This is a genomic window from Peribacillus frigoritolerans, assembly GCF_030676415.1.
Taxonomy (GTDB): domain Bacteria; phylum Bacillota; class Bacilli; order Bacillales; family DSM-1321; genus Peribacillus; species Peribacillus frigoritolerans_A.
The window spans coordinates 25,372-47,969 of sequence record NZ_JAUUTW010000037.1 but is presented as its reverse complement, the minus strand read 5'-3'; the positions used below and the strand labels follow the sequence as shown (position 1 = coordinate 47,969).

Annotated in this window: 20 protein-coding genes and 4 pseudogenes; 16 read left to right on the top strand and 8 right to left on the bottom strand. The window is 35.1% G+C overall.

The window, feature by feature from the left end; genetic code table 11:
• Positions 1-409: 409 nt before the first annotated feature.
• A pseudogene (locus tag Q8G36_RS24320) lies at positions 410-921 on the top strand (IS110 family transposase); the annotation flags it as partial.
• A gap of 335 nt (positions 922-1,256) precedes the next feature.
• Here the strand turns inward: Q8G36_RS24320 and Q8G36_RS24315 are convergent.
• Positions 1,257-2,474: a Ger(x)C family spore germination protein gene (locus Q8G36_RS24315; RefSeq protein ID WP_305162404.1), complete on the bottom strand. Its 1,218-nt coding sequence runs from the start codon at positions 2,472-2,474 to the stop codon at positions 1,257-1,259.
• Positions 2,475-2,483: 9 nt separating this feature from the next.
• A pseudogene (locus Q8G36_RS24310) lies at positions 2,484-2,852 on the bottom strand (GerAB/ArcD/ProY family transporter); the annotation flags it as partial.
• Between the two features lie 711 nt (positions 2,853-3,563).
• Between Q8G36_RS24310 and Q8G36_RS24305 the strand changes: the two are divergent.
• From Q8G36_RS24305 to Q8G36_RS24290, 4 genes are all read left to right on the top strand, one after another.
• Positions 3,564-3,983: a hypothetical protein gene (locus Q8G36_RS24305; protein ID WP_305162399.1), complete on the top strand. Its 420-nt coding sequence runs from the start codon at positions 3,564-3,566 to the stop codon at positions 3,981-3,983.
• A 106-nt stretch (positions 3,984-4,089) separates the two neighbouring features.
• A complete protein-coding gene (locus Q8G36_RS24300) occupies positions 4,090-4,458 on the top strand; it encodes a hypothetical protein (protein ID WP_305162398.1) in 369 nt (122 codons plus the stop codon).
• Between the two features lie 333 nt (positions 4,459-4,791).
• Positions 4,792-5,199: a GNAT family N-acetyltransferase gene (locus Q8G36_RS24295; RefSeq protein WP_305162397.1), complete on the top strand. Its 408-nt coding sequence runs from the start codon at positions 4,792-4,794 to the stop codon at positions 5,197-5,199.
• Between the two features lie 719 nt (positions 5,200-5,918).
• A complete protein-coding gene (locus tag Q8G36_RS24290) occupies positions 5,919-6,095 on the top strand; it encodes a homing endonuclease associated repeat-containing protein (RefSeq protein ID WP_305162396.1) in 177 nt (58 codons plus the stop codon).
• A gap of 810 nt (positions 6,096-6,905) precedes the next feature.
• On the opposite strand, the gene Q8G36_RS24285 is transcribed toward Q8G36_RS24290, so the two are convergent.
• On the bottom strand, positions 6,906-7,118 hold the full coding sequence (locus tag Q8G36_RS24285; RefSeq protein WP_305162395.1) for a hypothetical protein: 213 nt from the start codon (positions 7,116-7,118) through the stop codon (positions 6,906-6,908).
• Between the two features lie 197 nt (positions 7,119-7,315).
• On the opposite strand from Q8G36_RS24285, the gene Q8G36_RS24280 reads away from it, so the two are divergent.
• Positions 7,316-7,486: an aspartyl-phosphate phosphatase Spo0E family protein gene (locus Q8G36_RS24280; RefSeq protein ID WP_305162394.1), complete on the top strand. Its 171-nt coding sequence runs from the start codon at positions 7,316-7,318 to the stop codon at positions 7,484-7,486.
• 629 nt (positions 7,487-8,115) lie between these two features.
• On the opposite strand, the gene Q8G36_RS24275 is transcribed toward Q8G36_RS24280, so the two are convergent.
• Positions 8,116-9,051 (bottom strand): LytR family transcriptional regulator, encoded by a 936-nt coding sequence (locus tag Q8G36_RS24275; protein ID WP_305162393.1) that lies wholly within the window; start codon positions 9,049-9,051, stop codon positions 8,116-8,118.
• Positions 9,052-9,144: 93 nt separating this feature from the next.
• On the bottom strand, positions 9,145-10,515 hold the full coding sequence (locus Q8G36_RS24270; RefSeq protein WP_305162392.1) for a glycosyltransferase family 2 protein: 1,371 nt from the start codon (positions 10,513-10,515) through the stop codon (positions 9,145-9,147).
• Between the two features lie 442 nt (positions 10,516-10,957).
• On the opposite strand from Q8G36_RS24270, the gene Q8G36_RS24265 reads away from it, so the two are divergent.
• Positions 10,958-11,920 carry a polysaccharide deacetylase family protein gene (locus tag Q8G36_RS24265; protein WP_305162391.1) on the top strand — a complete coding sequence of 321 codons (963 nt, stop codon included), beginning with the start codon at positions 10,958-10,960 and terminating at the stop codon, positions 11,918-11,920.
• A 315-nt stretch (positions 11,921-12,235) separates the two neighbouring features.
• Here Q8G36_RS24265 and Q8G36_RS24260 read toward each other — a convergent pair whose 3' ends face one another.
• Positions 12,236-12,646 carry a GNAT family N-acetyltransferase gene (locus tag Q8G36_RS24260; RefSeq protein ID WP_305275245.1) on the bottom strand — a complete coding sequence of 137 codons (411 nt, stop codon included), beginning with the start codon at positions 12,644-12,646 and terminating at the stop codon, positions 12,236-12,238.
• Positions 12,647-12,661: 15 nt separating this feature from the next.
• Positions 12,662-12,976, bottom strand: a pseudogene (locus Q8G36_RS24255) (GNAT family N-acetyltransferase); the annotation flags it as partial.
• Between the two features lie 206 nt (positions 12,977-13,182).
• On the opposite strand from Q8G36_RS24255, the gene Q8G36_RS24250 reads away from it, so the two are divergent.
• From Q8G36_RS24250 to Q8G36_RS24235, 4 genes are all read left to right on the top strand, one after another.
• Positions 13,183-14,184 carry an ABC transporter substrate-binding protein gene (locus Q8G36_RS24250; protein WP_305162390.1) on the top strand — a complete coding sequence of 334 codons (1,002 nt, stop codon included), beginning with the start codon at positions 13,183-13,185 and terminating at the stop codon, positions 14,182-14,184.
• A gap of 357 nt (positions 14,185-14,541) precedes the next feature.
• Entirely contained in the window at positions 14,542-15,729 is a 1,188-nt protein-coding gene (cntE, locus tag Q8G36_RS24245) for a staphylopine family metallophore export MFS transporter CntE (RefSeq protein ID WP_305162389.1), read from the top strand.
• A gap of 803 nt (positions 15,730-16,532) precedes the next feature.
• Complete coding sequence (locus Q8G36_RS24240) at positions 16,533-17,006, top strand: hypothetical protein (protein WP_305162388.1); 474 nt, start codon at positions 16,533-16,535, stop codon at positions 17,004-17,006.
• A gap of 221 nt (positions 17,007-17,227) precedes the next feature.
• Positions 17,228-17,722 (top strand): DinB family protein, encoded by a 495-nt coding sequence (locus Q8G36_RS24235; protein WP_305162387.1) that lies wholly within the window; start codon positions 17,228-17,230, stop codon positions 17,720-17,722.
• A gap of 162 nt (positions 17,723-17,884) precedes the next feature.
• Here Q8G36_RS24235 and Q8G36_RS24230 read toward each other — a convergent pair.
• Positions 17,885-18,437: pseudogene (locus tag Q8G36_RS24230) on the bottom strand (IS110 family transposase).
• Between the two features lie 411 nt (positions 18,438-18,848).
• Between Q8G36_RS24230 and Q8G36_RS24225 the strand changes: the two are divergent.
• The 5 genes from Q8G36_RS24225 to Q8G36_RS24205 all read left to right on the top strand — a co-directional run bounded on the left by Q8G36_RS24225 (position 18,849) and on the right by Q8G36_RS24205 (position 22,577).
• Positions 18,849-19,142 (top strand): hypothetical protein, encoded by a 294-nt coding sequence (locus Q8G36_RS24225; protein WP_305162386.1) that lies wholly within the window; start codon positions 18,849-18,851, stop codon positions 19,140-19,142.
• Positions 19,108-19,305 (top strand): GNAT family N-acetyltransferase, encoded by a 198-nt coding sequence (locus tag Q8G36_RS24220; RefSeq protein WP_336622988.1) that lies wholly within the window; start codon positions 19,108-19,110, stop codon positions 19,303-19,305. The genes Q8G36_RS24225 and Q8G36_RS24220 overlap by 35 nt, the downstream gene beginning before the upstream one ends.
• Before the next feature lie 96 nt (positions 19,306-19,401).
• Positions 19,402-19,860 carry a GNAT family N-acetyltransferase gene (locus Q8G36_RS24215; protein ID WP_305162385.1) on the top strand — a complete coding sequence of 153 codons (459 nt, stop codon included), beginning with the start codon at positions 19,402-19,404 and terminating at the stop codon, positions 19,858-19,860.
• A gap of 338 nt (positions 19,861-20,198) precedes the next feature.
• Entirely contained in the window at positions 20,199-20,795 is a 597-nt protein-coding gene (locus Q8G36_RS24210) for a TetR/AcrR family transcriptional regulator (protein WP_305162384.1), read from the top strand.
• 447 nt (positions 20,796-21,242) lie between these two features.
• Positions 21,243-22,577, top strand: coding sequence for an SCP2 sterol-binding domain-containing protein (locus Q8G36_RS24205; RefSeq protein WP_305162401.1), 1,335 nt, complete (start codon positions 21,243-21,245; stop codon positions 22,575-22,577).
• Positions 22,578-22,598: the final 21 nt, after the last annotated feature.

Sequence of the window (22,598 nt, the reverse complement as noted above, 5' to 3'; positions counted from 1 at the left end):
GGTACACCGTGGACGTCGGAGTCAGACTAACGGATGGGCTCAAAGGCACCATAGTTCAACGACCTTCTTCGCCAGCCATTAAAACATTATCGACATAGAGACCAATTTTCATTCTCTGTGGTGAAGCTCTGATTTTTGCGCTTCATGGATGGCTAACGGGTGCGTTCGTATTATAAGGTCGACCGGTAAAAATTACTGGTTGACCTTTTTTTAATAGAATCTATTATATCAGTAGCCAGGGTAGGACGTACGGGTTCGTGGGACTTGATCCAGTGAACTAAACTGTCCGCACCCTCTTGTAGAAACATGTTTGAGGCTGGTTGGGACGCAGATCTCGTATAACAAGCGAAGCTATGACCCTACATGGAGGACTAGGGATACTGGTTAGTAAGTAGAGGCGGAAAAAACAATGAATCCAGTTGTTATTCTGGATGTGGCAAAAGGAGAGAGCCAAGTTCATGCATTTTTAGACCAATCTAAACCGTATGGGAAGAGCTTTTCAATGAAGCATACCAAGGAGTAATGGGATCACTTTCTAAAAGAAGTTGAAGAGGTGGCAGGGCAGATGCCTATGGTCATTTTAGAATCTACAGGGCATTACCATTCTCCCGTTATGCAATACTTGGAGGAACAAGGGATTCTATATATCCTACTAAATCCGATTATTTCTTATCAGGCAAAGAAGTCCAGTTTACGGAAGGTAAAAACGGACGCAATCGATGCGTACCAGTTGTGTAGGGTTTTGAACCTCATAAAATTAGAGGAATTCAGCTATTAGACCTTCGGAATTTGTCCAGACAACAGGAAATCGTAACGAATATGTATGTGGAAGCTAAACTTCAGTTTCTCACCATTTTAGATCAAGTATTTCCTGAATACCGGAAGGTTTTTGGGGATCTATACTTGATTTTGGTTTTCCTTAATGAACTATAGGGGCAGGTTACTTCAACAAGAAATTGTGGGTTTTATGGTAAAATAAAGGTAATAATTGATTATTTGTTTGGGCGATTTTTGGTGGAGGCTAACATACCAATTGTTTCTTATATTGTTGGGTTATTTATTCTATGTATAGGTAAACGTCAAGTAGTCCCCAATACAAGATAAAAATTCGGGACTACTTGACGTTTACGAATAGAGTGTTTAGGTTCCATTAAAAGAAGATGTTTAGACATTTTGCAGTATGAAAATCGTCTTTTAATCATTTCATTTTTCACATTTAATGGAGACTAGAAGGTCAATGTGGGTATCCTGAGGGTTCACTTCTTTGCAGATCCTGATATTCCATAATTTTCAATAGTTAATTTTACATTGTAGTTGACCGGGGTTTCACTAAATGTTTGGTCCCAATCCTTTTTGACCTTCTTCCATACTTTGGGGTTCTCAATCCTCAATTGATTTCCGAAGCCAGCAACGTCCACTTGGTATTCTTTTTGCAACTTTTCTACTACATTCTTCACCAAGCGTTTCACTTCTTTTTCAGATGATTTTTCTGCTTTTTTTAGAAATTCATTTTTAAAAGGATCTCCCGGAACCACCCAAGTTTCAGATAGCCTTCCCTTTGATTCAATATTTACATCAAAAGAGAGGTTGTTTCCTTTAACTCGAGGTTTAATTCTGCTTTTCATGGACATTATCTCATACACAATCTGCTGACCAGTTTCTTTATCATAGCTTTTTACTACACCACTTTTCCCCTTGCCTGTTATCCATGTTATGCCTTCTAGTTCTTCCTCATTCAAAAAACCAGTCATTTTGTGGGTCTTTCCATTGATCACGGCAGCTCCCGATAATTTAACTTGCCCATTCACTGATAATACTTTTTGCAACAGAAAACTAGATCCTGAATGGATCTTGCTCTCAACTTTAATTTGCGACATAGGAGGCAAAATCCTGGCTGTTCGATAGGCATTTTCTACAATACCAACCAGACGAAACGCTGGAATCTCTCCTGCTGTCTTTGTTTCCAGTGTCTTGCTTGCTCTTCCTTTACTAATGAGCACAAGACAGCTTGGTCTAATTTCATTATCACGAAGAACTTGATCAAGAAATTGTCCCAAATTATACGATTTTGCAAGATCTTCACTTATGACAATCACTTTCATATGATTACTTATTATGGGATTTTCAATTTTTAATGAAAGTTCACGAATCATCTGATGGACGGAATCCCCAGTTTCAGAAACATTAATATAAGATTTTTGTTGTGGTCCGGCTTTTTTAGTTATTGAACTTGCTACTTCTGGAGTGATAAATTGATAGGTTGAAGTAATCAGGTCTTTTTTTGAATAATATCCCTCCTTTTGTTCATTTAACTCTTTCTCAATGAAGGACTTCTTGTCTTTATCGAATGCCAAACCTATACTTAAACTTTGCTCTTCAATTTCACGAGTGCTCCAACATCCTGTAAGAGATAAGAACAAGAGAACGGAGAGTGAAACGAAGAGGGTCCGTATATTGTTATGTGATTGTTTCATACTTTCCTCTTTTACTCTTGAGATAATAAGCAGGGGTAGCGGGAGTAAACCGAATAACAACAATTCGACATTGCCGACGAAATCTCCAAGTTTTAAAAGTCATTGATATTTTTCGGAGTCTTGGCAATATATATAGAATCCGAAGCAAGCCATAGATAAATGTGTGAATGCTCTTTTTCGAAAGTTGAGCTAGACCTAAAGCAGCTGCATAGTATGTGATGATAAATATGGCAAATATTCGCATAATCCAAACCACGAGCAATATAGATAGAAACCGTTCAAAGATCAAACTGAAGACTTCAAAACTTCGTTAAGATCAAGTGTCGACCATGTTCTCGTGACCACTCCATCAGCAGATAATGCTCCGATGACCATTACTTCTTTCCTCCATCAAATGCCCTGCTAATTCTAATAAATCGACATTATTTATAATGTGTTGTTTCAAAGAATAGTATGCATGAAGTAATAGTTTACAAAAAATCCTTTTTTAGCTCACGTTATTACATACTATTCGAGAGGAAAAAAACCTTAATTTAATCTTGTTTTCACTCTTTTTAAAACTTGCGGCATACGATTCACAATGCTGCTGCCACTGATCCCAATTACTTTATATCCTTGTTTCCTCAAATAATGCGTTAGGTGATTAAGGAACACAAAACGATTAATCTTTTTTCAAACATGTCCTTTCTAGTTATTCATTTATCAAGGTTTTTTGTATTCATTTTTGATCAAACTTTATTTAAAAGCTACAAAAAATAACTTCTATCATTATATTAGGGACTATAAAAATTAAGCACATTGTCTGGTTAACATTTGTGAATATATTCACTTAAACTAACGGGTGCGTTAGCTGAAGATCGGAGCTGACTTTAAGACGCTTTTTCTTATGGCACTTACGGGGCAGGTTAGTGCCATAAGGATAATCCTGGTTATGATATAGCCATTTTTTTTTTTGGAATTTGTCTAGTTATTAAGTAATAGTCTTAATGTCTTTTCGGATAACTATAATAATGGTAAAATTTTCATATGTATTGGGTGATTCAAATTATACAATCAAGGCGATTTCCTACCAGATAGGGGGACTTAAAAATGGCATCTATTGTTTACACAGTGATATTAATTGTTAGTTTTTTATTTTTAGTGTGGAAAAATGACGATAAAGAATCTTATTTTCCGTTAAAAATAATTGGATATTTTATATTAGGTTCATTTGCCTTTAATTTCAATCAAATTTCACTTCCAGTTGGGTTTGTAGTGTATCTGATATTTTTTCGACCTAAGTTAAATGTACGGGTAAAACGAATAGCTACAGTCTTTGGTTTTCTTGCATTTATATTCGTCCATTGGACCATACCATATGCCATGGATGAATGGGAAAGTCGCCCAATATTCATTGAGCATGAACTTGGTTCAATATATACGATGAACTTTCAAGAAGAATATGAACTGGTTAAGCAAGAATTAAAGAACAACAGTTTGAGGCTTGAGGATTTTGAAGTAGACTACTGAAGATGGTAGAATTACAGACTTAAGCTGGCAACTACTTGGGCAAAATGGCAATAGCTATAATCTCTATCAAATTCGATATGATATTGATAAGAATAGGTATCAGGTTATGAATAGTCAGCTTGAAACATGGCCCCAATACAATCGATTAGTTGATGCTAAGCATTTTTTTGAAAATCTTAATGTGCTTGATATTAAAGATATTACTCATGCTAAGGGTGACTTTTCTTCCTATGTTATACAAAGTACAGGGGAACGAATCAATTATGCAGTAGAAAATCGAACTCATGTTATATCAAATGGAGAAATACAATTATTAGATGATGAGCAGTTACCAGTTGAAGGTTATTATATTTCAACATTTGCAATGAAGAAAACGGGAGAAGAAAGAGATGATCGAGGAAATATCACACAAGAAAGCTTCGAAAGTACTGAATTATCTGATTATCTATTTGATGTAAATTTTGGTGAGGAATAATAGAAATTATTGTTGAATATCTAGCAAGCTAAATTTCATCTAACGGAAGGTGTTTATCTAAGAGTTTTTACCGTAATCAAGGCGAATCCTACTAAAGATTCGTCTTTTATGAATCTTTAAACTAGAATGGAAAAATGCGTTTAAAATATAACTGACTTTGTGAAAAAAACTACTTAAACTAACGGGTGCTTTACTTCCATAAGAGAGTTGCCACAGCAGATCTTTTTCTTATGGAGCTAAAGGGGCAGGGTTGCGGTAGAAAATATGTAAAAATCATCCAAATTATGTGTTGAGATTAAGCTGTAAGATACAAAAATTCAGGGAGGTGATCATATGGAAAAATCTATACATTATACAATAGAACCACCTGGAAATTTTAAGCCGTTACTAACCTTATATGAATCTATAGGATGGAATTCACTTGAATTAACAGTTAATGATTTGAAACAAATGTGCACTCAAAGTTGGTATGTAATTTATGCTTTTGATGAACAACAGTTAGTAGGTATGGGACGTGTTATTTCAGATGGTGTGATTACTGGAGTTGTATGTGGAGTATGTGTACTACCGAGCTACCAGTCCAAAGGAATCGGCAAAGAAATGTTGAATCGAATAATTGAACATTGTGAGCAAAATCGAGTAATTCCTCAACTTATGTGTGTAGAAAGTTTGGAATCATATTATGAAACTTTTGGATTTGAGAAGTTTACCATTGGTATGACAAAGAATATAAATCGATAAGTTTAATTTTGTCCAATTAAAGGGTGCTTTACTTAAAAAAGGGAGGTTGCTGCGGCAACCTTTTTCTTTCGGAACTACCATGAAAATAAGTTTCTTTAAAAATGAAAAATGACAATACTTAAGAAGAACCTGCTCAATCGTTTTAAAAAAAGAGGAGGGCGTTAATTAATTAGTCTATGGATTAGGGTTGACTGGATTAAGGTCAGTATCAGTATTGACACTTCCTGACCATTTTCATTCTTTGTGGTGAATCGCCGATTTTTGCGATTCATGGATGGCTAACAGGTGCGTTAGCTGAAGATTGGAGCTGTCTTTAAGGCAGCTTTTTCTTATGCAATATCGGGGCAGTTTAGTTGAACAAGGAATCGACACTTGAATGTTGAACTATATTATTAGTTTTATGCTGCAAAACTTGCTGTAGTCTTTAAAATTTTCGATTCTGTCTGCTACTAACATGGTATTTCCTCCTTAGAGGACAATAAAAAAGACACTGCTCCCGATAAAGATTAAGGGAAACAGTGTCTTTTTTATTGTGTCAAAATAGAAAGAAACAATATTTTTTCCTTAAAACTGAAAGTAATATACTTAGCATTATCATACATTCAAATTAGAGAAAAAAATACACTTGTTCAATTAAATGGACAGTTTAGCTGATCAAAAATTGTATTAATTTTCATCAATTAGGAAAATATATAACTAAGAACAGAAGGAGGGAACAGATGGAAGTAAATATGAGTGTTGAAGAAGTCGTGAATCAAATTTCTGAATTAGTAGAAAAAGAAGGGAAGCCACCTCGGAAGAAAGAGGTAAAGAAGTCAGATCCGGAGTTAATGAAAAATGCATTGTATTATTTTCCTAGTTGGGATAATGCAGTAGAACATAGCATTGGACCTTAACCATAAACGATACCTAAACATTTATTTTCAAATCGGTGTATAATCCTTTCGCTTTTGTAAAAATTACAAATGTGTTGGATCTAACCACAGAAGCCGCCTGAGTGTAAAGGGCATCTTTTGTGGTTTTTTATATTTGTTTATAAGATAATCGCAGGCTCTTTTTTTACCCTTACAAATATTGGTGGGCGTATTAACGTTCACCAATATTTGCCCCATGTCCCAATTCCCGGCTCATTTGAATAGCAGATTGGTATCAAAACAAGCTAAATCTTTTTGGATACGCAATCCATGTTTGGGGTATAATTCGATACACCTAAACGGTTTACTCCAATTGCCTCTGTTACCAGACTTAAAAAGTTGGGCAGGGGTTATTTTTCGTTAGTACTGCCCCTAGTACCCCAAGTGAATAGTAATTTGAATGGGAGTTCGATTGCTTTTTACAGTTGGTAAACACCGTTCATAATAGTACACTTTTACAGCTCTAAAACCACCTTTTCAAAGGGTGGTTTTTCTTTTTGTTAAACACACCTTTGATAATGAGTGTCTAAAGTTTTAAGTTATGACACCTTTTTTCCTCCTTTAATGGTACTGGTTAAGTAGTTCCGGATTATTCTTCCGAACCTATAGAGGTATGTGGCGGTACCTCTATAAGAAGTGTTATGGTAACTGAACTGTAAAAATAAAAAGATTTATTTGTTGATTGAACATTATTACAAAGCTACAACTGAACAAAAAAATACCACCCTTAAAAGAGTGGCATTCGAAAATGGACTTTTTTTAACCATATTTATTCTATCAAAATAAATATGGTTAAAAATTTAAGTTATTGTTTAACTTAATCTTACTATATAATGCAATAACTGGTTTATTTTTAATTTCCCAATCTTCAGTACGTATCATAGGGATATGGTATTCCCTTTCCATTTCGGTCATTAACTCAATCAATAAATGGCTTCTCATAGGCTCTTTTACTAAAAGAATGATTTCCTGATATTCTTCTTCTATTTTGGCTAATGTTTTCATACTATTGTCCCCTCCATAGTACTATGGAAATTATACCTCTCCCTATAGTATGTTTAATCTTCTCCAATCAAGCACCGCTCTTGTCTTACTAGGTCACTTGCAATGGATGTTCGTAATTAATAAAGAACCTCACAAAAAAAACATTCCTCACTTATGTATATATAAGGGGATAAAGTGATGGTGCAAAATCCAATGAGATGTTGCTTGTTCAAATTAATACAAAGAGAGAAGAAATGATCCTCCTTGGAAATCTGCATGGACTAACGTCCCCGGAAACAATTAATGCAAGTCATCAGCTAGATCGTCTTCTTATATATCTGTTATTTGAAAAGGCACCTTTAGTAATTTTAATGAAAAAAACAGGATAAACAAGTTAGTCGCCTACTCTATTTGATTGATAATACTAAGCCCTTCTAGTAGCGCTAAGGAATCATCGGCTTTTATTTTTATTGGTTAAGAGGGCGCAGTGAATGTAAACTTGACACTTTCTTCATATCAAAGTTGTATTCATTAAAGCATGTAATCACAATAAAGTTGCTAAATTGTGGATACTAGAAAAAGTCATTTTTTTTCATTCGGTAGTCTAATGTGAAAGGACCTTTTGTTTAAGGCTTAAACATGCATGGCAACTACCCTTAATTTCTTTGAATGAAAAAGCCGGCTTTCCTCTGATAAAGGATTACCGGCTTTTTACTAAAGGAAATTCCTTGGAGTATCTACCATATCATAGCTTGTTTACAGTTTAGTTAATGAAAAATAACAGTTTGATAACAGAGACTTAAACCAAAAAAATGTCCATGATTTAGGGATTAATTGCAATTATCTTGGAGTTTTTGCACCAGAACATTTTTTTAAAATACGCTCTCTGTCCAAAAGTATTCATCTATAATCTGTTCGGGTTAGCTTCATAAGCTAGTAATTTAAAGGAAATGGATACTCTATGTTTCTAGCGAGTGGTTTTGCACCAGAACTGAATTAACAAATGATTAAATAATTATTACGGAGTTTTATTGTTAATCTCAATGTGTTTTTTCAGTTCATTAGAAACTGTACGAAGGTTTTCCTTATCAGGTATATAATAGTAAGTACCCTTTATTTCCTTACTTTTTCCTTCAATTTTGTGCTGCTCTATATTTTTCCGAGCATCTTTATAATTTGATTGAATCTCCCACATATCATCGAAAGTCAAGTTCGTTTTTACGTTATTTTCAACGACTTTAACCATCTCGCCAAATTTCGTGATAGAGGATATGTTTGCGCCTTTTTGTATTATAGCTTCAATTACTTGACGTTGTCGTATTTGCCGGCCGAAGTCTCCCCGCGGATCTTTACTTCTCATCCGAGAATACCTCAGTGCTCTTTCACCATCCAAATGGAGACGACCTTTTGGGTAGTGCACACTGTAATAAGTGAAATCTAAATCATTATTTACTTCCACTCCTCCTACTGTATCAACAATTTCTTTAAAACTTTTCATATTTACCTTCACAAAATAATCAACAGGAACATCTAAGAGATTTTCCACAGAACGAATGGTCATCTCAGTGCCGCCGATCGCATAAGCGTGGTTAATTTTGTCTGTCTTCCAGCTCCCTTTTATCTTTGTGTACGTATCGCGAGGAATGCTTACCATGTGCATCGATTCGGAGTGAGGGTTAATCGTTAATAAGATTAATGAATCGGACCGCCCACGTTTTTGACCTGCTGGATTATCAATCCCCATTAGCAAAACAGTTATCGGATCACCTTCTTTGAAGTTAATTTTTTCTAATCGTTTTTCAGATTTATCACGATCGATATTTTCTTCAATATTTGCTACTGTTGACGTTACCATGTGCCATAAATAATATGTATAACTGCCTGACCCTATAATTAATACACAAATTATTGTTAAAATCATTAGTAGAACTTTTTTTCTCTTTCTAGTACCCATTTTGAACCTCACTTTAAAAACTATTTAAATTGAGCATTTTCACAGTTTTTTGTTACTTGTTAGTTATAAAAAACATTTTCAAAATAATAATGACTATGCTGCAGGTTTAGAATCAGGTTTAGAATCAGTTTGATAATTTCGTCCTGTTCGAGCAACTTTATTCCATTTTTTGTTAAAGAAATAAGAAATACTTCCATACAATACGATGTACATCGTTACAAATCGATAAACATAAATATCAAAGATGATGGCAAATAGTAAGCGGGATGCATCCTTCTTTTGAAACGAAAACCCGTAATACTTTCCCATTCCAATTGCCACCAAGTCATACGCTATTCCAAATAAAAAAATGTAAAGCAAATAAAATAATATGTAATGAACATAGGAAGATGGAGGGTTTAAGATCCCATTTAGCACAACTATACCTGTCATTACATAAGGAGCGATGGTGCCTACTAGAAATGACTCAAATATATAAAAAAATGAGACGGCTTTAGTAAATAAAGTTTTTCCAAAAAAGGACCGGAAATGGATAAAGCAATCAATAAATGCTTTTTGCCAGCGTACGCGCTGCTTGATTAAATCCTTCCAGGTTTCAGGCAATTCGGTATAACAAATAGCTTCCGGTATAAAAATAATTTTCTTGTTTTTATGTTTCGATATGTGCCTATGGATGCGCAGCGTGATGTCAATGTCTTCTCCTATTGTTGATCGGTAACCACCCACATCTAGAAGCACTTGTTTCTTGAAAATACCAAATGCTCCCGATATGATTGCTAGAGCATGAAAGCGTGAAAGAGACATCTTTGTAATATAGAATGCTTTTAGGAAATCCAAAGTTTGAACTCGTATTAGCATGTTTGCATGGAGAAAAGACAAGCAATTTAAAGGTTTAGCTGTTTTTGTTTGCAAAACATGCACCATTCCGCCGGCTGCAACGACATCCTTATCCTCAAAAGTATCGTTAACAACTGATAAGGCCTGATTTGTCAAAATGGTGTCGGCATCTAATGTGATCACTAAACTTTGACTGGAATATTCAATCCCTGCATTTAATGAATCTGCTTTTCCGCCATTCAATTTATCTAAGACGTAAATATTAGGGTACAGCTCGGACTGATAAAATTCCTCAACTTTTTTATGAGACAGTCTTTTGAGCGGAGATTTAGAACATGGTCTTAACTTTAGAAATTTATTCAAAAGAATCATTGTGGCGTCCGTTGAACCGTCATTGATATAAATGACCTCAAATTGAGAATAAGATAACGATTTCATGCTCTTAATCGAAGTTTCTATAATTCCCTGTTCGTTGTAACATGGGACTAAGATGCTAATTCCCTTATCTATTTTAAGGTTTTGTTTGAGCCCTTCGTTTTGTTCACGAAACCACGGTAAACAATGAAATAAATGAAGCACAGGAAACACAATACATAAAAATAACAAAAATTCGACAAAAATATCCAAAAAAACACTCCTTCATTGACATTAGTAATGAAAAAATAATCTCACTATACTAATATACTTGCATAAAGAATATTTATTTACGAGGGTGCAATGGTAAAAGAATACCAAATACCTACGAATTTTGACGTATTTTGAGGATATGTGTCGAAAAAAATGGGAAAATTTCCTTCGGATAATTAGGTTGCCCTACACACAATGAGGCTTTTTTTAGATAATATGACTGTATTGTTTTGTCACTATAGTGTGCTATGATTTTATCGACGATGATTTTCCGTCCTCCTTATATGGAGGGCGTTTTATTTTTTCCTTGTAAAAGGGTTGCCTATCATCCGCAATGAGATGGGTTAAAGATTCCAAGTAGTTAATAGTTTAGAAGTTCGCTTTCTATTTTTCATGAAAGTGCAGTGTTTCAAAAGTATTGTGATCAGGACGTGGTGAAATCATGCTTAAAAAAGTGATCGGTTTAATAGTATTTCTCTTAGTTTTTCTTCCTATTTTCGGAAAACCTGCAATGGCTGTAACTTACACAGTTCAACCGGGAGATACCCTTTCGAAAATTTCCGACAAGTATGGAACATCAGTAGATAAGGTGGTAAACCTGAACAAATTACTATCTACTATACTTGAGCCAGGACAACAATTAGAAGTTCCTAAAACGTACATTAGTAAAGGGGAAACACTTTATAATATTTCAATTAAACTCGGTGTTTCTATACCTGAGTTAATACGAGCAGCTAACCCCCAAATTAAAAATCCTCATTGGATTTATCCTGGACAAATAATAAATGTTCCAATAAAAAATGAAATGATTTATATGGGTAATCCCAGTAAGAAAAGAATCGCCCTTACTTTTGACGACGGTCCAGAAGATATCTATACTCCGCAAATTTTAGATATCTTAAGACAAAAAGGTGTGAAGGCAACTTTCTTTGTTGTAGGGAAGCAGGCAAGGGAGTATCCTGAACTTCTAAAACAAATTTACAGAGAGGGACATGCAATAGGCAACCACACTTGGGATCACCCGCATTTACCAAATCTCACGAACCAACAATTTATCGAAAACATACAGTTCACTACCGCAGAAATTGAGAAAATTACAGGGTTAAAAACAGATTTATTCCGCCCCCCATATGGTGAAATTCAAGATCAACAGGTAGCATTGCTTAATAATCGTGGATACCGTTCGATCATGTGGACGGCAGATACAATGGATTGGAGCGGAGTGTCTGCCGAAGATATTCTATCAAGAGTGAAGCAAAATGCAAGCCCTGGGGTCATAGTCCTTCAACATAACTACCATGCATCCGGGCAATTTGAAACTGTTAAGGCATTGCCTCAAATCATTGACCAATTACGTGCACAGGGCTATGAATTTGTTACCGTTCCAACACTCTTAGGTAAATAAGAATCATCATATATAGAACAAAAGCATCCCAATAGGTTTACCCTATTGGGATGCTTTTGTTCTTAAGATTACTATAATTAGAGTTGTCACTTTAGGAGATTTTTTGCGTATATTTTAAGTGGTATTTTGCACATCCAACTTTAAAACCCAGCTACCTTCACATGAGAAGATTAGCTGGGTTTTTTAATTATTTACATCCAATCATTTATAGAACTATTCGGTTCCACCTAGTAAAAAGCGACTGCTCATCGTTTAGCAATCGCGCCCGATTCTTGAATCACTCAAGATTAGCTATAAATTCATTCATTTAAAAATCTATAGGACTTTGATATTTAATAATCTTGTTTTAGAGACCATACCAGCACTTTCTAACGTTTGTTTCGAGGGAGTGTTAAAATACCAACAACCGCAAATTGGATTTAGATTATTGTCATAACACCATTCCTTTAAATGATGAATTATCGTTCTGCCTATTCCTTTTTTTCTGTATTGTTCATTTGTAAACATGCCGATATTTCCATATCTATCAAGTAACTTACTTGTTTCTATAATCCCTATTCCAAGCAGAATACTTCCTTTGGTGTAGGTGAATATTTCCCTATTTTCAATACGTTCCTCCACTTTATCAATGAAGTACTGACATACCTCAGTTATTTTTGTAGCATCGCTAGGCACCGCAGCTCTGAATTCCCCATCTTTAAATAATTTTCCCTTTGGAATTTCCACTTTGTTATCTTGGAAAAAGTAATCTTGTTTTTCGATCTTATAATCATGATCTAATACCAAACTTAAAAAAAGTTCGTCGCATGTTGGAACCAGTATTGACAGAATTGAATGATCCTTAAGAACATTGTCAAAAATCTCTTGGGATTTTTTGTAGTATGATAAATCTAAATAAAATTGAGTTAGGTTCTGGTTACTATGTATGGCATAATAACCTGCAACTTCAGAGTTGTAACTGATTGTATAAAATACGGAATTGAGAATGTGCTCCTCTAAAAAGGAATCAATAGGAGAACTTAATGTACTAACATATCTTTGGATTAAATCCCCAATATCACTTTGTTTACATTCTTTAAAATATAAAGAACTTTAAAAGGAGGTACTACAATTTAAGTAGTGCCTTTTTTACATTTTTAATAGTAAATTTCAATGACTTTATATTTCTTTATATCAATATTTAATTGACAAAATGTATATTGGTACAGTAACATGAATGATTATGATAATCATTATCATTTAATTGCACAAGGAGGTTTACAATGAGATTTACAATAAGTACATATTCAAAAACTATTTTTCTATTGTTATCAGTCTTTTGCTTAGTTTGTTTAGCAGCTTGTGGTAACAATGAAGCTGGAACAAAAAACACAAAGTCTTCTGAAAAAGAAGAACAATCGTATACTGTTAGACATGCTATGGGTGAAACAACGATTTCTGAAAATCCAAAGCGTGTTGTCGTTTTAACAAATGAAGGAACAGAAGCACTTTTAGCAATGGACGTAAAACCTGTAGGTGCTGTGAAATCTTGGCTTGGTGATCCATGGTACGATCATATTAAAGATGACATGGATGGTGTGGAAATTGTAGGGACTGAGCTTGAAGTTAATTTGGAAAAAATAGCAGCTTTAAAACCAGACCTAATTATAGGGAATAAGGTACGTCAAGAAGCCATTTACGATAAATTAAGTGCAATTGCTCCAACTGTTTTTTCTGAAACTTTAACAGGGAATTGGAAAGAAAATTTCAGTCTATATGCAAAAGCAATTAATCAAGAGGATAAAGGGAATGAAGTATTACAGCAATTCAATGAACACATTGCAGATGTAAAAGAAAAGCTAGGTGATAAGGTAAACCAAGAAGTATCTGTTGTGCGTTTCCTAGCAGGCACTTCATATATTTATTACACAGATTCATTTTCAGGCGTGATTTTTGACCAATTAGGATTTAAACGTGCTGAGCAACAAAAAGAATTATTTAACGCTGACAATAAGCTTGGTAATTTTTCTTTGCAAGTCGAAAAAGAAGTTATTCCTAAAATGGATGGAGATATTCTATTCTACTTCACATATGCTCCAGATGGAGATAAAGAAGCAACAGATACTGCAAAAGAATGGACAAGTGAAGCTCTTTGGAATAATCTAAATGCAGTAAAAAAAGGAAATGCATATGAGGTGAGTGACGCCGTTTGGAATACTGCTGGCGGTGTAATTGCAGCTAACAAAATGTTAGATGAACTTGAAGAGATCATGACTAGTAAGTAAAATTTCAAAGGTTCTATCACTTTAGGGAAAAACCGGAAAGTATATTCATACTTTCTGGTTTTTGCTCTTTTTTCGCAAATTATTAGTTAACAGAAGTGTTGTTTCAATGTGGGTGACAAAGAAATCCTTAGATTGATGCTAGACCTTATTTAAGCATTCAATTACAGTACTTCAAATGAATTGTGAAGTCACAGTGGATTCACCATATGGAACACCACTATGTATTCCCCATGGAAGAGGAAGATGAATGTTAATTCAAATGACAGGAAAAGTTTATAAGTCTACTATTTCGTTTGACAACTAAATTTAAGATTCTGTATGGTAAATGAGATAGTAAGGATAAGGGAGGAAATTCATGTGAAATATACACCGTTATCATTTCAGATGATTCAAGTGTATATACTTTCTATGCTTTTTTTTACAGCTAGTTCTGTTTTAACAGTCATCTTCCCTTTACAGGCCTCCACTAGTGGTATGTTAGAAGGCGAAATCGGCATCATAATGGGTTTATATATGCTTGTATGTATGTTTTTAAGACCATGGGCAGGGCAAATGGTCGCTAAGTATAGTGTATGTACAATTATGAAATGGCTTTTAATAGGGCACGTAGCTACATTGTTAATTTATATTACTTATGGTATTGATAGCTTATATGTTGTACGCGTCCTACAAGGCGTAGTAACGGCCTTTTTCTCAATGGCTATTCAAATGGGAATTTCAGAAACACTTCGAGAGGAAGAACGTGGACAAGGTATGTCGTTGTATTCTTTATCATCCGTTATGCCGAGTTTATATGGACCAGCTCTTGCATTACTGTTATGGTCGCAGGCAGATAAGATATATTTACAACTATTTATCGTAGCTTTAGCAATTTTTCCACTGTTCATTTTTGTTCGTTCACCTTTGCCAAAAACAAAACAACCGAATGCGTCATTTACGTCACTTGAAATGATGTATGCTCTCAAGGAAGCAAGACATCACAAGGGATTGATTATTTCTTCAATTACCATGCTGGTAGGTGCTTGTATATTTGGAGCGATTTCAACATTTTTACCTTTGTATATGGTTAATGAAAATGTAGGGAATGCAGTACTTTATTTATTCTTACAATCAATTGTTGTGGTTGGAAGTCGTTTTATCCTACGAAAACGTATTCCATCAGATGGTAAGTGGCATCCGAAATTTATCGTGCTTGTCTTACTTTCTTCTTTTGTGGGAACAACAATTCTTGCTGGTGGTTTCATGATTGGACCTTTCATATATGTTGCAGCTTTATTTAATGGATTGTCATCTGCAATGCTATATCCCTCTTTAACCACTTATATTTCATTTGTAGTACCAACAAAGTCCAAACATATTCTACTCGGTGTCTTTCTCGCTTCATATGACTTAGGCTTTTCTTTAGGGAGTCTTATGATGGGATTCATCGTTCAATTTGGATCATTCTCAATCATGTATGCGACATGTTCTGTACTCGCTTTGTTTGTAATGGGGCTAATATCTTTTCAACGAACACAAAAGAATTCATCCATATACCTAACATAATATATGTGATGGGATAGATACTGCCGACTAAACTCCGTTATTATAAGCTAAAACCCTAAAAGATTGGAGCAACAGTATTTTATAAACAAAAGGAAATTTCCAATTTTGAAAAATATTCTTTTGATTTTAATAACTTTTTGTTTACCGACTAATTTTGTATTTATGTGAAGAGGAGATCCTCATATGAATCTAGTCTTAGGTCTGTATGTTTCAAAAGAGAAAAGTCAGGATCAAGCATTTCTAAATAAGGGAGAACCTTATTGTAAGAGTTTTAGTGTTCAGTATACTCTAGATGTTTTTCAAAAAGTAGGAAGGGACAACAATTAAAGACAAATCAATTAAAAGGCGCGATTCTTTAATAAGAATCGATTTTCTTAATGAACTACCATGAAAAAATAAGTTTCTTTAAAAATGAAAAATGACAATACTTAAGACGACCCTACTCAATCGTTTAAAAAAAGAGGAGAGCGTTAATTAATTAGACTATGGATTAGGGTTGACTGGATTAAGGTCAGTATCAGTATTGACACTTCCTAACCATTTTCATTCTTTGTGGTGAATCGCCGATTTTTGCGATTCATGGATGGCTAACGGGTGCTTTTCTTCAATAAGGAAGGTTGCTGAGGCAGCCTTTTTCTTATGTCACTAACGGGGCAGGTTAGTTGAATAAGGAAACAAGTGATTTAATGTTGTTTTATACATAAATGACTCTTTAACACAGAAAAAGTTTTATTCTCGTTTATGATATAATTTCGATTGAAGAATATCGAATTATACTATCACTATTAGATTGGTTGTTGAAGATGAAAAGGGAGAAAAAGAAGAAAAACGAATCAAATATAATTAAAATGACATTTGGAAAGAATTCTTATGTTAAGGACGATGAAACAGATTTTATATTTGCGTGGCTACATCCTATTATTTCGTGTAGGTTATGTATCAAGTATTTTATAAAATGGATAACGTCTGTGGATTCTTCTTTAGCACCTAATGTTCATCGTTACTACATTTTATTTTTTACATTGATATTGAGGTCATTTTTGTGGATTTATATTGGAATGGGGATTGGGGTAATCTCAAATGATGAGTCAGATGGTATGAGGTTAGTTACAGAGATTCCAATGACTATCGGGGTGTCATTTTTATGTATATTTGGACTGTTGTTGGTTATACGGATTGTCATTTCTTTCTTTGAACTGATCAGACTATTTAAAAAAGATAACTTATTTTTGTATGGTTTGGGAGTTACAGTTGTATATATGGATTTATTGGCATGATTATGTTGGGAAGTGCAATGTGGTAGTTTTATACAATGTTCTTCTTAAACAGGTGCGTTAGCTAAAGAGCGGAGCTGTCTTTAAGGCAGCTTTTTTTATGCAACTAAAGGGCAGGTTAGCTTAATAAGAACAGGACAATCAATATACTATGTAGAATATAATAAGATGACATTGTTTAAAGATTTAGAAAAAACAGTATATAAAAATTAGGAGTGTTTGTTATGGTTCATGCAAAAGATGTTTTATCGGATCAGTTGTTGGCAAATGCTAATGACCCAAGTTGGTACCTACCATTTTCAGATTCAGTAGAAAGATTGTCTGAGGAACATGCATTTTGGAAGCCAAACGAAGAAAGTAATAGTATTGCTGAAATTGTGCAGCATCTACTATATTGGAATCAAACATGGCAAACAAGGTACCAAAAATCTCACGTTGATGCTGTGCCTTCAATTGGAAATAATAATAACAGCTTTATTATTCCTGAAAATCATACTTTTGCTGACTTAAAAAAACAACTATTAGAGGTGCTTTTACGTTGGCAAGAGTTATTATCTGAAGAAAAAGTTGAGAGAGAAGTTAATGGTTATCCTGGACACGTGAAATGGTGGGCAATACTCGGAAATGCGTCAACTCATAACGCATATCACATTGGTCAGATCATTTATATCCGGAAGTTGCAAAATAGCTGGAAAATAGATGCAGGAGTAGATAAATAAAAGTTTCACTAGTGCCTACTTGAACTAAACCAGCCAATAGTTTATCAATATTTTCCAATAAAACCTTAAAATATTTCATGCTATACTAAATTTGTGCATACCAAATAACTTTCCAAGTTTGTATGTTTGGAAAGTTCTGGACGTATTAGTTATACTTTTAAACTAGGCAAGATCTTGGAAAGGTGATTTGCTTTTTATAAGTGCATAAATCCAATGTAAGAGTTTATTGGCACATGCTATCACAGCTACTTTAAAGGGCTTTCCTTCTTCACGTTTCTTATCATAAAACTCTCGCAATCGCTTGTTACGAGGGATGATTTCATCTGTCGTTTTCTTCTTGCGACAATCACGAATAGCACATTTAACAGCCATATGCTCGCAGAGGTGATAAACGTCCATGATATCAGTCTTTACCTTGCGTAAACTGGAACTCTTTAGCTCGATGTGATATGAGTGGGTTCACGATAATCAATAAATTCCCTCTATCCTCGAAATACTGTAAAACTGGTGTATGATAATGTCCAGTGGATTCTAATACAATGGGAGGCCGTTTTCCTGATACCACTTCTACTTCTCTAATAAAGTTAAGAAGATTAGCTAATCCTTCAAGAGTATGTGTTACTTTAAAGCTTCTTTTGTACGGCTTCTTTTTATCCATGAATGCTTGAACCTTACTTTCACCTTTTGCTACATCCAGACTAACTACTGGATTCATTTATTATCTCCTCCTAAGAATATTACTGGTACCCCTGAATCCTTCTTGTAGTATCATAGCTTCGCTTGTTATACGAGATCCTAGTCCCAACCAGCCTCAATCATGTTTCTACAAGTAGGGGGGCGAACTGTTTAGCTGACGGGATCAAGCCCCACGGGTGCTTACGTTCTACCCCGGCTACCGTTTAGCATATATCGATATAAAAAATGGTCAACCAGAAATATTTTCTGGCTGACCTTATAATACGAACGGGTGCTTTAGCTTAGGATCGGAGTTGTCTTTAAGGCAGCTTTTTCTTTATGCAACTATCGGGGCAGGATAGTTCTATAAGGAAAATATTAAAAATTTCCCTCGAATTACATAAAAAGGTACAATTATTTAAAATAGTGAAAGATAGATGAGGGATTTGTTATGAAAATTAGTCAAACCAGGAATTTTAAATCGGTCGCTAAATTAAATAAATATGTACACGATTTACATTCAAATTTATACCCTAAATACTTTAAGGAATATAACTATGAGAATGTGAAGGAAGTCTTCAAAAGTCTGATTAATAACGAAAGTTTCATTTTCCTTTTGTTAGAAGATAATGAAGAAGCACTTGGCTATGCTTGGATAGAGATAAGAGAACATCCGGAAAATGTATTTAAAATAGGATATAAGTCCGTTTATGTACATCAGCATAGTGGATACAAAGAGGAATAAGGGTTATGGTTCAAGTCTTATGGAATGTATATATGAAATTGCGAAGGATCGAGGAATAGATTTAATAGAATTAGATTATTGGTTTGAGAACAGTGTTGCAAAGGACTTTTATAAAAAGCAAAATTTTATAAAGTACAGAGAGTTTGTTTATAAACAGTTGTAGTTTCTTATTTAAACTACGGGGCAGTTCAATTGAACAAAAAATATAAGATTAAATAGTAATTATCATAAAAATTTAAATAAAGGGTGTGCATCACAGATGGAAATTACCACCAAAAGAACAAGTATAACTGAAGTAGATATGTTGTTGTCTATTCAGAAAAAGGCTTTTGCAGAAGACTATAAGTTATACCAAGACCACGATACAACTCCTGTAAATGAGACACCTGAGAAATTAATCGAAAATATAGAACACTCTATTCATTACACAATATGGTCAAATAACAACATTATCGGTGGAATAGATCTCCGTAAAAAAGAAAATATACTGTTATTAGACAAACTATTCATAGCAAACGAATATCAAAATAAAGGTCTAGGAACAAAGATAATGAAATTAATGGAGGCTGAATTTCCATTGATAAAAATTTGGCGTTTATATACTCCATATTTAAACAAAAGAAATCAATATTTTTATGAGAAATTTGGCTATGAAAAAATAGGAGAAGTTCAGCTAACTGAAAAGCTTTTGTTATTTAAGTATGAAAAATGTATTTAAAAAACGACAAAACAAATGAAAAGTAACAGATCATTTTTATAAAAATCTATTTTTGTACCACATCCGTCCGTTTTTGGTACACTAATTGTTTAGGGTGTAACTTTGACTGATAATTTGCGTTGGTTTTAAGCAAGTGATTTTGTGGAATCATTGGGGGCCTAGCATGTTTTCTTTGTACCTGTTTCTTTAAGGTTACCGCGTTCAGACAAACTTGCTGCCTTTTTATATGCCTATTATTATTTGTACTTTACAAAGATACTACCTAATTGTACAATAAAAAAAGACCGAATGGTCTTATAAAATTCGTAAACTTTTTTCAAACGGAGGCAAATAGATTCATGGTTACTCGCAAGGGAGAACAGACTAAAGCCCTGATCTTAGAAAAAGCATCGAAACTTTTTAATAGCCAAGGATATAGGGCATCTTCTATATCCGACATCATGCACGAGACTGGTCTTCGAAAAGGAGGGATTTATAACCATTTCGAAAATAAAGAGGAAATAATGTTGAGCGCTTTTTCCTTTTCTATTGACACGATGAGTCATTTTTTCTCTGAAGCAATGGCAGGCAAACAAGGATGCATGGAACGTCTTCTTTCCATTATTTCCGTATTCGAGGGGATAGCTGAAAGAGAATTGTTTCCGGGAGGTTGCCCGATTATGAATGCTGCCATTGAGGCAGATGACGCAGACCTATTGCTTCAAGAAAAAGTCCGTGAAGCAATGGATGGTTTGCTCGGAATGGTTCGTAATCTTGTTCAGGAAGGCATAAAGAAGGGTGAGGTTAAACAAGGAGTGGATCCCGAGTTTGTGGCGACCGTGTTTATCTCCACGCTGGAGGGGGCGCTAGCACTTAGCAAACTTTACAAGAACCAAGAGTACATGAAAAGAGCTGTGCATCATCTTAGATCGTTTCTTGCTCAGAACTGTGCCTAGCAGTCTAAAAAAGAAGCCGGAGATGGCTTTTTTTTTCACTCTAAAAAAGACCGAACGGTCTCATTAACTATCTATAATACTTAGAAGGCGATACTACGAAATCTGACAAGGATGCTGTCATAGTGGATGTCGTCTGATCATCGATGGGCAAGAAGAAAGAAACTTTAAGTCTTGACCGTTCGATAGGCTTTCCGTACAAGTTCTGTGAGCCTTGGTAGAAAGCTTCACGACGGCGTACTTTGAGATGCTACTGATACAGCGATGAGAATAGCCTACACATCTACCCTCAGCGAAGGGGAGACATTCACAACGCTAGAACTAAAAATCAATTTTACGAAGTCTGTATGGAATGCACGACTTCGAATGATTGGACAGGCCATCAAACAGGGTAGTACTGACGGATGGGCGTTAAATTGAACGACTAAGGAGTTGAGTGCTTTGAAAAAGGTGACAATAAATGATCATCCTACCGTAAAACAATATTACAAGAAAAAGGAAATTATGCAGGGAACCGAAGGCAGGCCCATAGATACACAATGGTTGCGGAATTTATGTCTACATGCAGGAGCAGACGATGTTGGATTCGTCTCTATTGACCGAAACGAACTTGAGGACCAACGAAAAGAAATTTTTAATCTGTTTCCTGAAGCCAGGACGCTTATTAGTTTCGTCTGTAAAATGAACCGCGAGCCCTTGCGTTCGACAGCTCGATCCATTGCGAATACGGAATTTCATCATGTTGTAGATAACGTAACGTATATCGGACATGAAATCGTGAAAGAGCTTGAAGAGCAAGGGATCAAAGCATTGAATCCGCCAGCAGGATTCCCGATGGAGCAGGAAAGTACCGGAAAAGCATGGGTCATCTCACATAAACCAATTGCGGTTGCGGCTGGACTCGGACAAATTGGCATCCATAGAAATGTCATTCATCCCAAGTTCGGCAACTTTATTTTGTTAGGTACGATCCTTACAAATGCAGATATGACTTCGGAAAGTCAGCCCATTGACTATAATCCGTGTTTGGAGTGCAAATTGTGCGTAGCTGCCTGCCCGGTAGGAGCCATTGGCGCTGATGGTCATTTTAATTTCTCCGCCTGTTATACGCACAACTATAGAGAATTTTCCGGCGGCTTCACCGATTGGGTGAAGAATATTGCCGACAGCAAAAACTCTAAAGCATACAGGGACAAAGTAAATGATGCAGAAACAGCATCTATGTGGCAGAGTCTTTCTTTTGGAGCTAACTATAAAGCGGCTTACTGTTTGTCCGTTTGTCCTGCTGGAGAAGATGTAATTGGTGAGTTTCTTGACGATCGTAAGAAATTTTTGAAGGAAGTTGTCAAACCATTGCAGGATAAAAGCGAAATGGTGTATGTAGTGCCGAATTCCGACGCTGAGGATCATGTCAAAAAACGTTTTCCCCATAAACAAGTTCGGCCGGTGAGCAACGGCTTACGATCGAAATCAATCCGGGCGTTTTTGCAAGTGCTTCCTCATATGTTTCAAAGAAATCAAGCAAAAGATTTAGCTGCTACCTATCATTTTACATTTACTGGAGAAGAAGATGCTCAAGCAACGGTTATCATTAAGAACAAGACCCTTACTGTGGAAAAGGGACATATCGGGGATGCAGATTTCCAACTTATTGCAGACAGTCAAACATGGATTCGGCTGATGGCCAAAGAAACAGGGATATTATCAGCCGTCATGTCAGGTAAAGTTCGCACAAAAGGCCAGTTAAAGCTGTTCAAGGCTTTCAGCAAGTGCTTTCCGTCATAAAAAATGAGAAGATTTTAAAGA